The following is a 12,671-nucleotide window of genomic DNA, read 5'->3' on the forward strand; positions in this document are numbered from 1 at the left end:
CCGAGGACCGGGCCGCCGTCACCCGGATCGCCCGGCACCTGCGGGAAACGGAGGAGGTGCTGCCCGACGGCGGCCGGCTCACGGTGGAACGGTTCCAGATGGTGGGCTCGTTCCTGGGCGGCAACACCCGGGTGGACGCACTGCACCACCTGCTCGAGGACGCCTTCGTGGCCACACCGGGCGGCGACCGTCTCTCGGACACCTTCCTGGAGCAGGTCCGGGGCCTCGTGTCCCGGGCCGCGAACCCGTTGTACGCGTTGATGCACGAATCCATTTACGCCCAGGACGGTGCCACCAACTGGGCCGCCTGGCGCGTGCTGGAGGAATTCCCCGAGTTCCGCCCCGACGCCGGCGAACCGCTTCTGACCGGGGAAATGGTGTACCCCTGGTATTTCGAGCAGGACCCGGCCCTGCACCCGCTGCAGGACGTGGCCCGGCTCCTGGCCGAAAAGGACGGCTGGGCACCCCTCTACGACCCGGAGCGACTGGCGCTGAACACCGTGCCCGTCGCCGCGGCCGTCTACACCGACGACATCTACGTGGACCGGGAGCTGTCCCTGGAGACGGCGGCCGCGGTCCGGGGCCTGCAGGTCTGGGAAACCGGCGACTTCCACCACGACGGCATCGCGGACGACGGCGAGGCGATCTTCGGGCGCCTGCTGGGGATGGCACGTTCCGCCCGACGGTGACCCGGGCGCGGCCAGGCACGGGCCCGGGCCGATGGCGCCCGGCTTAGCAGGTACTGCTTAAACAGGTACGGCGCCGGACCCGTGAGGGTCCAGCGCCGTACTGCTATGCGCCGCGAGGTGTGTCCTGCACTCTCACCCCGGCGGTTTGGTACTAGTCGACGTCGCTCAGGCTCTTGCGGGAGTCCTCTTCCAGCCGGGCATCCAGCTTCGACTTGGACGCCTTGGAGCTCATGAGGCTGGCGACCACCGCGACGACGATGGTGCCGATGATCACACCGAGCGAGACGTAGGTGGGGATCTCGGGGGCCCATTCGATGTGCTGGCCGCCGTTGATAAAGGGCAGCTCGTTGACGTGCATGGCGTGCAGGACCAGCTTCACACCGATGAACGCCAGGATCACGGACAGGGCGTGCTTGAGGTAGATGAGCCGGTTCATGAGGCCGCCGAGCAGGAAGTACAGCTGGCGCAGCCCCATGAGGGCAAAGATGTTGGCGGTGAAGACGATGAAGGCGCTCTGGGTGAGGCCGAAAATGGCCGGAATGGAGTCGACAGCGAAGAGCAGGTCCGTCATGCCGATGGTCACGAAGACGATCAGCATCGGGGTGAACACCTTCTTGCCGTCAACGACGGTGCGGAGCTTGCCGCCGTCGAACTTCTCGGACATCGGCAGGACCCGGCGGATCCGGGCGATCAGCGGGTTTTCCTTGTCTTCCTCGTCCTCGCCCTCGTCCTGGGCCTGCTTCCAGGCGGTCCAGAGCAGGAAGGCGCCGAAGATGTAGAAGACCCAGCTGAACTGCTCGATCACGATCGCGCCGAGCATGATGAAGATGCCGCGGAGGATCAGGGCGATGATGATGCCCACCATRAGCACTTCCTGCTGATACTTTCTCGGTACCGAGAAGCGCGCCATGATGATGATGAAGACGAACAGGTTGTCGATGCTCAGGCTGTATTCGGTCACCCAGCCGGCGATGAACTGGCCGCCGAATTCCGGGCCGGTGAAGGCGAACATGGCGCCGGCGAAGACCAGGGCCAGGGCCACGTAGAACGCGACCCACAGTCCGGCTTCTTTCATGGAGGGCTCATGCGGGCGTTTGAGGACCATCAGCAGGTCGATGGCCAGAATGACGCCGAGGACGACAAACGAGCCGATCTCGAACCACAGGGGAAGCTCGGGCACGGGGGAAATACCTTTCGTAGGGTACAGCTCAGCGGTGTAAGTCTCTCCGACCGCCGGCGCATGACGCTGCCTGGCTGCCCGCTACGCCCGGCGCGGCATCGTAGCCGTGCGTGTTGACGATCGTAGCGTTTGGGATACTCCCCTACGTTTGACCGAGTTTACCCTAGGCGTGCCCCGCGGATTGCATTTGCCGCAGTTCCTTCTTCAAATCCCCCACCTCGTCGCGCAGCCGGGCGGCCAGTTCGAACTGCAGCTCCCCGGCTGCGGCGTGCATCTGTTCGGTCAGCTGTTCAATCAGCCCGACGAGGTCCTCGGCCGGCGCGGCAGCGAGCCCGTCCGCACGGATGAGCGAGGTGCCCTTGCCCTTGCCGCGGTTCTTCCCGGCCGCGGCCAGCAGCTCGCGGGTGTCCGCGTCTTCCTTGGCCAGCTGGTCGGTGATGTCCGCGATCTTCTTCCGGAGCGGCTGGGGATCGATCCCGTTCTCCGTGTTGTAGGCCACCTGGATGGCGCGGCGGCGGTTGGTCTCGTCGATGGCATGGGCCATCGAATCGGTGATCCGGTCCGCGTACATGTGCACCTGGCCGGAGACGTTTCGGGCGGCACGCCCGATGGTCTGGATCAGGGATGTCGAGGAGCGCAGGAAGCCTTCCTTGTCCGCGTCCAGGATGCTGACCAGCGACACTTCCGGGAGGTCCAGACCTTCACGGAGCAGGTTGATGCCGACGAGGACGTCGAAGACACCCATCCGCAGTTCGCGCAGGAGTTCCACGCGGCGGAGGGTGTCGACGTCGGAGTGCAGGTATTCCACCTTCACGCCATGGCCCAGCAGGTAGTCCGTCAGGTCCTCGGCCATCCGCTTGGTCAGGGTGGTGACCAGGACCCGCTCGTTCTTCGCGGTGCGGGTCCGGATTTCGCCCAGCAGGTCATCGATCTGCCCCTTCGTGGGCTTGACGACGACCTCGGGGTCGATCAGGCCGGTGGGGCGGATGATCTGCTGGACGAAGCCGTCGGACTTGCCGAGCTCGTACTTGCCCGGCGTCGCGGAGAGGTAGACCGTCTGGCCCACGCGGTCCTGGAACTCGTCCCATTTGAGCGGGCGGTTGTCCATCGCCGAGGGCAGCCGGAAGCCGTGGTCCACGAGGTTCCGTTTGCGGGACATGTCGCCCTCGTACATGGCGCCGATCTGCGGCACGGTGACGTGGGACTCATCGATCACCAGGAGGAAGTCATCCGGGAAGTAGTCGATCAGGCAGTGCGGCGCGGTCCCCCGGGCCCGGCCGTCGATGTGCGAGGAATAGTTCTCGATGCCGTTGCAGAACCCCATCTGCTGCATCATTTCCAGGTCATAGGTGGTGCGCATCCGGAGCCGTTGGGCCTCGACCAGCTTGTTCTGGCTTTCCAGCACGGCGAGGCGCTCGGCCAGTTCGTCTTCGATCCGCTTGATCGCCCGGCCCATCCGTTCCGGACCGGCGACGTAGTGCGAGGCGGGGAAGACGTACATTTCGTTCTCGTCCCGGAGCACTTCGCCGGTCAGCGGGTGCAGGGTCTGGATATTTTCGATCTCGTCACCGAAAAACTCGATCCGGATCGCCAGTTCCTCGTACATCGGGATGATTTCCACGGTGTCCCCGCGGACCCGGAACGTGCCGCGGTGGAAGTCCATGTCGTTGCGGGTGTACTGCATGGAGACGAACTTCCGGAGCAGGTCGTCACGGTTCATCTCCGCCCCCTTGCGGAGGGTCACCATCCCGGCGATGTATTCTTCCGGGGTGCCGAGGCCGTAGATGCAGGAGACGGTGGCAACCACGATCACGTCGCGGCGGGTCAGCAGCGCGTTGGTGGCGGAGTGGCGGAGCCGTTCGACTTCCTCGTTGACGGAGGAGTCCTTCTCGATGAAGGTGTCCGTCTGGGCGACGTAGGCCTCCGGCTGGTAGTAGTCGTAGTAGGACACGAAGTATTCCACCGCGTTGTTCGGCAGCAGTTCGCGGAATTCGTTGGCCAGCTGCGCGGCGAGGGTTTTGTTCTGCACCATCACCAGGGTGGGCCGCTGGACCTGCTCGATCAGCCAGGCCGTGGTCGCGCTCTTACCGGTACCGGTGGCGCCAAGCAGCACGACGTCTTTTTCGCCGTTCTTGATGCGCTCGGTCAGCTCTGCGATGGCGGCCGGCTGGTCACCCGCCGGCTGGAACTCACTGATGACCTCGAAGGGCGCCACGACGCGGTTGATTTCCTGGGCAAGACTCATGTACCTAATCTACCGCCGGGCTGTGACAGGATGCCCTGATTCAGCTTTGGGCGGTACCGGGGCCGGCGGCAGGTGCCGTTGCGGGGGCGCCGCCGACGGTGCCGGCACCGGCGTCGTCTGCTCCGGCGTCGTCGGCACCGGCGTCGTCCGCGTACGACGGCGGTTGCCATCCCGTGCGCTGCACCCACGCTTCCATGCGGGGCCAGGCGTACCCGGTGAACCAGCCCTCCTTGTCGGCCGCGTAGCCGGCGGTGGACTTGTCGACGCCGTGCAGCCCGGCGACCCGTTGCTTTTCGGCCACATAGTCCGTCCGGGCCTCGGGATCGGCGCGCAGCCAGTCGCGGAAGCACAGCGCGTACCGCCAGCCCGGCGAGCCGGCCGCGCGGAGGTGGAGATTCACCGGCCGGCCGGGGTCGGCGTTGCCGTGCAGCCGCTTGCCCCAGTCGGCAGGGTCCGGGTGCGAGGGTTTCGGGTTGTCGGCGATGATGCCGGGCCAGCGCGGGAATCCTGCGTTGGCCAACAGCGGCGCGATCCGGTCCGCGGTGTCGAGGTCCCGGACGCTGAGCTGGAGGTCGATCACATCTTTGGCGTCGAGGCCAGGGACGGCCGTGGACCCGAGGTGGTCGACGGCCAGGACATCCTGCGGGACCGCTGCCCGCAGCCTGGCGATCAGCCGGGCGGCCTGCGCTGCCCAGGCCGGATCGGCCGGGGCGAGGACCGGCCCCGCCGTCCGCGGGGCGATCCTTTGTTCCTTGAGGTTCAGTGCGAACGGCATCAGCCGCTCCTCCCACAGCGCGTCGACCGCGTGCCGGAGGTCCTCCGGGGTGCCGGAGTTGTCCAGCACGACGTCCGCGGCGGCCAGCCGGTCCTCGCGGCCCGCCTGGGCTGCCATCCGGGCGCGCGCCTCGTCGGCGGTCATGTTGCGGTGTTCGGCCATGCGGCGGACCCGGACGTCGTCGGGGGCATCCACCACGACCACCAGATGGAAGTTCTTCCCTTGCCCGGTTTCGACCAGGAGCGGGATGTCCTGGACCACGACGGCGCCGGCCGGGGCGGCGGCGACCATCGCCGCGGCGCGCTCCCGCACCAGGGGGTGGACGATGCCGTTCAGCGCGGCCAGGCGCTCCGGATCACCGAAGACCAGGGCACCGAGCCGGGCCCGGTCCAGCCGGCCTTCCGGGGTCAGGACGGCGGCACCGAAGGCTTCCACCACACTGGCCAGCCCGGGCGTACCAGGTTCCACGACCTCCCGGGCCAGCGCGTCGGCGTCGACAAGCACTGCTCCAAGGTCGCGCAGGCGCGCGGCAACCATGGACTTCCCCGAGGCGATTCCGCCGGTCAACCCGATCTTCAACACCTCACCAGACTAAACTGAACCGGTGGCAGATGCGGCGGAATCCCCCGAGAGCAGGACGGCCGTCTACACCACCCTCGCCGCGGGGCCCGGGTTTCGGCACGAAATCGAGGTCAAGCGGTCCCGTTTCATCACGGTGCTGGCCCGCTCGGCGGACGAGGACGCCGCCCGGGCCGTCCTGGGCGGGTTGCGCCGGGAATTCCATGACGCCCGGCATCACTGCTTCGCCTTCGTGCTCGGCCCCGACCGGGACATCCAGCGTTCCAACGACGACGGCGAGCCGTCCGGCACMGCGGGCGTCCCCATGCTCGAGGCGCTGCTGAAGCGGGAGACCGCACCCGGCGTCGCCGATCTCAGCGACGTCGCCGTCGTCGTCGTGCGCTATTTCGGCGGCATTCTCCTGGGTGCCGGCGGCCTGGTGCGGGCCTATTCCGACTCGGTGTCCGGAGCGCTGGAGCTGGCTCCCCTGGTGCGGCGCCGCCGGCTGCGCATTTGCTCGGTACCCGTACAGCACGCCGTCGCCGGCCGGCTCGAGAACGATCTGCGCGCCGCGGGGTATGTCATGGCCGAAACCCGTTACGAGGCGCAGACTACTGTCCTGAGGCTGGCGCTGCCGGATGATCCGGAAGAACTGGCCCGGGCAGCGGACCGCGTGGCCGCCATGTCGGCCGGCAGTGCGTCGCTGCTGCCCGGAGAAACGGAGTGGATCGATGTGCCCATCAGCTGAGCCCGTGCCCCCGGTCGCGCTGCTTGACGTCAGCGAGGACGTTCTCGAACAACTCCTGGAACTTGCGCTCCGGGACGCCGACGCCGACGAGGTCACCCCGCCGCTGGGCACGACCGCCGGCTGGAACACCGACCGGATCAGCTGGTTCCGCGAATTTCACCGCGCCGCCGCAGCCGGCCTGGACGGTCCCGCGGGGCAGAAGACGTGGGCCATCAGCTGCGACGGGCAGATGGCAGGGTCCGTGCGGCTCAGGCGGATGGACACGGAGCCGGCAGCAGCGGATGAGGGCTGGGCCGGTGGTGGCGGCTGGGCTGTTGGTGCCGCCGGGGCTGGGCCAGGTGGTGGCGCCGGGGCTGTTGGTGCCGCCGGGGCCGTTGCAGGGGGTGGCGGCGGGGCCGTTGCGGGGGGTGGCGGCTGGGCGCTGGAGACCGGAATCTGGCTCGCCCGGAGCTTCCGCGGCCGGGGTGTGGGCCGCGAGGCGCTGCGCCTCGTAAGGGCTCGCGCCGCGTCGACCGGGGCAGCCGTCCTGGTAGCCGAGACGACGGCCGGCAACGTGGGAGCCCTCGCGTTGCTGAAGTACGCGGGCGCCGAACTGGTGACCGGTGCCGCCTCGCAGACACAGACGGTGCCGGTCATAGCGAAGATCCCGCTGCGCTGAAGGCATGGCATCCTGGGCCCGGTCCGGGCTCCCTTCCACCGTTGGACATGCCCTCCGTTGTCAGCGCCTGGCTGCCGTCACGGAGCCTACATTCCATGGCGCGGCCCCTTGCTTGTCCTGACGAGCAGGAAACGCGTGCAACGGCAGCCCGGTGCCTAGGGCCAGGAATGCGCATGTCCGGCACCAACGCACGATGCGGGCGCCCGGCACTGGACATGTCCCGCGCCCAAGGCCAGGGCCGGACACAATCCACAAATGCCCACGGCCCGGCTCGAAAAATGGGCATGTCCCCGGAGAGAGGGCTTCAAAAATGGGCATGTCCGGTGGTCCGGGCAACCGCGGGGCATGTCCGGCACCAGGGCATGGCGCCGGCCTCCCCGCACCGGACATGTCCCGCGCCCAAGGCCAGGACTGGGCACAATCCWCAAATGTCCACGGCCCGGCTCGAAAAATGGGCATGTCCCCGGAGGGAGGGCTTCAAAAATGGGCATGTCCGGTGGTCCGGGCGCCGCGGGGCATGTCCGGCGCCAGGGCATGGCGCCGTCCTCCCCGCACTGGACATGTCCCGCGCACGGGGCCAGGACTGGACACAATCCACAAATGTCCAAGGGCCGGCTCGAAAAATGGGCATGTCCCCGGAGGGAGGGCTTCGAAAATGGACATGTCCGGTGGTCCGGGCAACCGCGGGGCATGTCCGGCGCCAGGGCATGGCGCGGACCTCCCCGCACTGGGCATGTCCGGCGCCAGGGCATGGCGCGGACCTCCCCGCACTGGGCATATCCGGCGCCAGGGCACGGCGCGGACCTCCCCGCACTGGACATGTCCCGCGCCCGGGACCAGGACTGGACACAATCCACAAATGTCCACGGGCCGGCTCGAAAAATGGGCATGTCCCCGGAGGGAGGGCTTCAAAAATGGGCATGTCCCCCCGAGGAACACAAAAAGGTGGCCGCCCCCGAGGGGACGGCCACCTTCAAGCTACAAACTGCCTGGCCTCAGGGAGCTGACTCCTTGAGGATCACGGGCAATTAGTTGCCGGTCAGCTTCTCGCGCAGAGCGGCAAGAGCCTCGTCCGAAGCAAGCGTGCCTGCACCGGTCTCGGCTGCAGCCGGCTCGGAGGAGTAGCTGGTGGTGCCGGAATCGCTCTCACCGGACGTTGCAGCTGCAGCGTCGTCGGCAGCGTGCTGGGCAACCTGCTTCTTGTGTGCTTCCCAGCGGGTCTGGGCGTCAGCGTACTGCTGCTCCCAGGCTGCGCGCTGGTTCTCGTAGCCTTCAAGCCACTCGTTGGACTCCGGGTCGAAGCCCTCCGGGTACTTGTAGTTGCCCTCTTCGTCGTACTCTGCGGCCATGCCGTAGAGAGCCGGATCGAATTCGGTGCTGTCGGCGTCGACGCCCTCGTTGGCCTGCTTGAGGGAGAGCGAGATGCGGCGGCGCTCGAGGTCGATGTCGATGACCTTGACGAACAGCTCGTCACCAACGGAGACAACCTGCTCGGCCAGCTCAACGTGGCGCACAGCGAGCTCGGAGATGTGGACCAGGCCTTCGATGCCGTCTTCAACGCGAACGAACGCGCCGAACGGAACGAGCTTGGTGACCTTACCCGGAACAACCTGGCCGAGGGCGTGGGTGCGGGCGAAGGTCTGCCACGGATCTTCCTGCGTAGCCTTGAGCGACAGGGAGACGCGCTCGCGGTCCAGGTCGACCTCGAGAACCTCGACGGTGACTTCCTGGCCAACTTCGACAACCTCGGACGGGTGGTCGATGTGCTTCCAGGACAGCTCGGAAACGTGAACCAGGCCGTCTACGCCGCCCAGGTCCACGAAGGCACCGAAGTTGACAATGGAGGAAACGACGCCGGGACGGACCTGGCCCTTTTCCAGCTTGTTGAGGAACGTGGAGCGGACCTCGGACTGGGTCTGCTCGAGCCATGCACGGCGGGACAGCACAACGTTGTTGCGGTTCTTGTCCAGCTCGATGATCTTGGCTTCGATCTGCTGACCGATGTACGGAGCGAGGTCGCGCACACGGCGCATCTCGACGAGGGATGCGGGCAGGAAGCCGCGCAGRCCGATGTCGAGGATAAGACCACCCTTGACAACCTCGATGACGGTACCGGTGACAACACCGTCTTCTTCCTTGACCTTCTCGATGTCGCCCCAGGCACGCTCGTACTGAGCACGCTTCTTGGAGAGGATCAGGCGGCCTTCTTTGTCTTCCTTGGTGAGCACCAGGGCTTCGACCTGATCGCCAACGGAGACGACGTCTCCGGGGTCAACGTCGTGCTTGATGGAAAGCTCGCGGGAGGGAATGACACCTTCGGTCTTGTAACCGATGTCGAGCAGGACTTCGTCGCGGTCGACCTTGACGACGGTACCTTCGACGAGGTCTCCGTCGTTGAAGTACTTGATGGTGGCGTCGACAGCTGCGAGGAAGTCCTCAGCGGTACCGATGTCGTTAATGGCGACTACGGGGGTACCGGGCTTCTCGGTGGAGGTGATGGTCATGTAGTAGGGGCTCCGTTGTGGATAGTGAGTCGGTCAGGCAAACCGCTTCGCCGGCATTATGGAATGCAGGCCAAGAGCACGGCGTCACAGCAAGCGTTCCGCCGGGTCATCCTGATTTTGTGGATTGTAGATGCGCGCACGTAGTACGCGCCTGTTTAGTCTAGTCGTTTACGCGAACGCCGGTCAAAGCGCACGGGGCCGTCCGTGTCGCCTTAGGCGCCGAAATCGGACCGGAGGCCTAGAAGTGCGTGAGGCAGTGCGGTGAACGTTCGACGGCGAACATGAGGCGCGCCGTCAGCGCCGCCCCGGCGGTGTGCTCGGTGATCCGGCCGGCAGCTTTCAGCGTCACGGGACAAACGGCGCCCAGATAGATGGAGCCGAGGTCCGCAACATCAAGGGACAGGTCCGGCTCAGCCTCCGGAGCCGGCCGCACCGTGGCCTCTCCCCCGCTGACCGTGAGCGCGAAGGTGCCGGCCGCGAAGCCGAGACTGTCCCTGACCGCGAGAACGACCGTCCCGTCGGCCGAGTAGCGCCGGGCCCCCAGCACCCGGGCCGGGTCCAGGACGCGCAGCCACAGCATGTCGCGGTGGTCCGATGCCTCGACGCATCGCGGGTCCTCAAGCGCCCAGGTCAGGGGATCGTCCACCGGTGCATCCTGCCAGCTGATCCGGTCCACGAGGTCGATGCTGCCCAGGAACTGCCAGAGTTCCAGGTACGCGGCGTCATTCGCGGCCACGAGGTCCACGATCTCCATGGTGTACGGCTTGGCGTCCCACCCGGCGAATTTATAGGACACGTAGCCGTCCACGGTTCCGGCGGCGTCGTAGTGCAGGGCGCAGCGGATTGCCTCGTCCTCGCTGCCGTCCCGGCCGAGTATGCCCGAAGACCGCAGCCGGTACGCTTCCTGCCGCGAGATCGATCCGGGCATGGACGCGTGGACCCGGCCAAAAACCTCGGGGGCCAGTTCCAGCAGGACCTTGCGGTCCGCAATCTCCACGGTGCCGGCGGGCCCATGGCGCAGCCGGAAGCGCGGCCCGGTGTCGACCTTGATGCTGCGCTCGAAGGTGGCCACACCGTAACCGAACCGCCCGTAGATCGAGGCCTCCGAGGCGGTCAGTGCCGCCAGCGCGACGCCGTCCGCCTTCGCCGCGGCAAGGTCCTCGGTCATCATCCGCCGCAGCAGTCCCTGCCGGCGGTGGGTCCCGCGCACCGTGACGGCCGTGACCAGCTGGGCTTCGAGCTGACGGCCGTAGCCGATGTTCAGGTCCTTGCGCAGGGTGGCGAAGGTCGCCACCGGGACGTCGGCAGCCAGCGAGTGGGCCGCAACGCCGTCGGCCTGGTAAACGCCGGTCATTTCACGGTTGTCCACGAGATACATGGCCATGATCTTGTCCGCGAAGTCGTCTTTGCGCGGCTCGTCGTAGAAGCCGATCCCGACCCCGCGCAGCCACGCCGTGCCTTGCGCGTAACCCGCCTCGTCCTTCGCGACCGCGCGGAACCGCCTGAGCTCGTACTTATCTGCCACGTACTTCTCCCCCTGAGAATCCCGGGTCCCGGCATAGCCGGAACGAATACTGCCGGACCGAAACCTTGCCGGTTCCGGTCCAGCTTTAGTGCCCCGCCTCGTACCAGCTGGAGCCGATGCCGATCTGGACGTCCAGCGGAACGCTGAGGTCCGCGGCCGAGCCCATTTGCTCGGTCACCAGCTTCTCCACGGCCTCGCGCTCACCCGCGGCGACTTCGAGGACAAGTTCATCATGGACCTGCAGGAGCATGCGCGATTTCAGGCCCCGTGCCGCCAGTTCCGCGTGCACACCCAGCATGGCGCGCTTGATGATGTCAGCCGCCGATCCCTGGATGGGCGAGTTCAGCGCGATGCGCTCCGCATTCTCACGCAGCTGGCGGTCGGTGCTGGTCAGGTCCGGGAGGTAGCGCCGGCGCCCCTCGATGGTGGCGGTGTAGCCGTCGATCCGGGCCTGGTCCACCACGCCGCGGAGGTAGTCGCGGACGGCGCCGAACCGGTCGAAGTAGTCCTTCATGAGGGTCCGCGCCTCGTCAACGGAGATCTCCAGCTGCTTGGACAGACCGAACGAGGTCAGCCCGTACGCGAGGCCATAGGACATCGCCTTGACCTTGGACCGCATGGCGCTGGTCACCTGGTCGGTGGGCACATGGAAAATGTTAGAGCCCACGAACCGGTGGAGGTCTTCGCCGTCCTTGTAGGCCTGGATCAGGCCGGCGTCGCCCGAGAGGTGCGCCATGATGCGCATTTCGATCTGCGAGTAGTCCGCGGAGAGCAGGCACTCGTAGCCCTCGCTGACCACAAAGATGCCGCGGACGCGCCGGCCTTCCTCGCTGCGGATGGGGATGTTCTGCAGGTTGGGGTTGTTGGAGGAGATCCGGCCCGTGGCTGCGACGTTCTGCGCGTACGTGGTGTGGATCCGGCCGTCTTCCGTGACGGACTTCTTCAGCGACTCCAGCATCTGGCGCAGCTTCGACGACTCCCGGTGCGCCATGAGCTGGACCAGGAATTCGTGCCCGGTCTTTTCCAGCAGGTTTTTGAGTGACGCGGCGTCGGTGGTGTAGCCGGACTTGATTTTCTTGGTCTTCGGCAACTGCAGTTCGTCGAACAGCACGGTCTGGAGCTGCTTCGGCGAACCGAGGTTGACCTCGTGGCCGATCGCGGCGAACGCCAGCTCCTGGGCGTTGTCGATCACCTTGGCGAGATCCGACAGCTGCTCGTCCATGCGGGGCATGTCGATGGCGATTCCCGCGAGTTCCATATCGGCCAGCACGCGGCTGACGGGCAGTTCGAGGGTGGTGAGCAGGTCCTGCGCTTTGCGTTCCGTCAGTTCTGATTCGAAGAAGCGGCTCAGGGCCTGCACGACGGCGGCGACGTGGACCAGCGCGCCCGCAGCGGCGGCGTCGTCGCCGTCGAACGCCAGCTCAAGCTGGCCTTCCTTGGCGGCCTCCGTGGAAACCGCGATGTTGAGGTGATGCTGTGCCAGCTCGGCGAGTTCATAGCTGCGGCGGTCCGGCTGGATGAGGTAGCCGGAGATGGAGGTGTCATCCACCACGCCTTCCAGTTCCAGGCCGCGCGCGGTCAGGGCCTTCAGGGCAGCCTTGAACCCGTGCATGACCTTCGGTGCGTGGGCGTCGCGGAGCCATGCGGCCAGAACGTTTTCGGCGGCGGCGTCCTGGCTGGCCAGGTCGATATAGACGGCGGCGTCGTCGCGGACGATCGCCACCGCTGCGGCGTCCTCGGCGATCCGGCCGGGCACAACGTCGACCGCCACAGCGGAGCGCTTGCCGGC

8 protein-coding genes and 1 pseudogene are annotated in these 12,671 nt (G+C 66.9%); 3 read left to right on the forward strand and 6 right to left on the reverse strand.

All coding sequences use genetic code 11. The features are described 5' to 3' along the window. A pseudogene (locus AC1DHX_RS18870) lies at positions 1-689 on the forward strand (alpha/beta fold hydrolase); the annotation flags it as partial. Between the two features lie 151 nt (positions 690-840). On the opposite strand, the gene AC1DHX_RS18875 reads toward AC1DHX_RS18870, so the two are convergent. From AC1DHX_RS18875 to coaE, 3 genes are all read right to left on the reverse strand, one after another. Then, on the reverse strand, positions 841-1,869 hold the full coding sequence (locus AC1DHX_RS18875) for a TerC family protein (RefSeq protein WP_028276830.1): 1,029 nt from the start codon (positions 1,867-1,869) through the stop codon (positions 841-843). Between the two features lie 163 nt (positions 1,870-2,032). Beyond that, on the reverse strand, positions 2,033-4,114 hold the full coding sequence (uvrB, locus tag AC1DHX_RS18880) for an excinuclease ABC subunit UvrB (protein WP_476858612.1): 2,082 nt from the start codon (positions 4,112-4,114) through the stop codon (positions 2,033-2,035). A gap of 40 nt (positions 4,115-4,154) precedes the next feature. After that, positions 4,155-5,471: a dephospho-CoA kinase gene (coaE, locus tag AC1DHX_RS18885; RefSeq protein WP_476858613.1), complete on the reverse strand. Its 1,317-nt coding sequence runs from the start codon at positions 5,469-5,471 to the stop codon at positions 4,155-4,157. 22 nt (positions 5,472-5,493) lie between these two features. Between coaE and AC1DHX_RS18890 the strand changes: the two genes are divergently transcribed. Together AC1DHX_RS18890 and AC1DHX_RS18895 are read left to right on the forward strand one after the other, a co-directional pair. Then, a complete protein-coding gene (locus tag AC1DHX_RS18890) occupies positions 5,494-6,195 on the forward strand; it encodes an IMPACT family protein (protein ID WP_476858614.1) in 702 nt (233 codons plus the stop codon). 4 nt (positions 6,196-6,199) lie between these two features. Continuing rightward, positions 6,200-6,853, forward strand: a complete 654-nt coding sequence (locus AC1DHX_RS18895; RefSeq protein WP_476858615.1) for a GNAT family N-acetyltransferase — start codon at positions 6,200-6,202, stop codon at positions 6,851-6,853. A gap of 1,028 nt (positions 6,854-7,881) precedes the next feature. Here AC1DHX_RS18895 and rpsA read toward each other — a convergent pair. The 3 genes from rpsA to AC1DHX_RS18910 all read right to left on the reverse strand — a co-directional run. After that, entirely contained in the window at positions 7,882-9,357 is a 1,476-nt protein-coding gene (gene rpsA, locus AC1DHX_RS18900) for a 30S ribosomal protein S1 (protein WP_018773018.1), read from the reverse strand. A gap of 238 nt (positions 9,358-9,595) precedes the next feature. Beyond that, a complete protein-coding gene (locus AC1DHX_RS18905; RefSeq protein ID WP_476858616.1) occupies positions 9,596-10,882 on the reverse strand; it encodes a GNAT family N-acetyltransferase in 1,287 nt (428 codons plus the stop codon). A gap of 85 nt (positions 10,883-10,967) precedes the next feature. Further along, the coding region (locus AC1DHX_RS18910) for a DNA polymerase (RefSeq protein WP_476900349.1) at positions 10,968-12,671 on the reverse strand (1,704 nt) is incomplete at its 5' end.

Source organism: Arthrobacter sp. 05N33_2, from assembly GCF_056397425.1.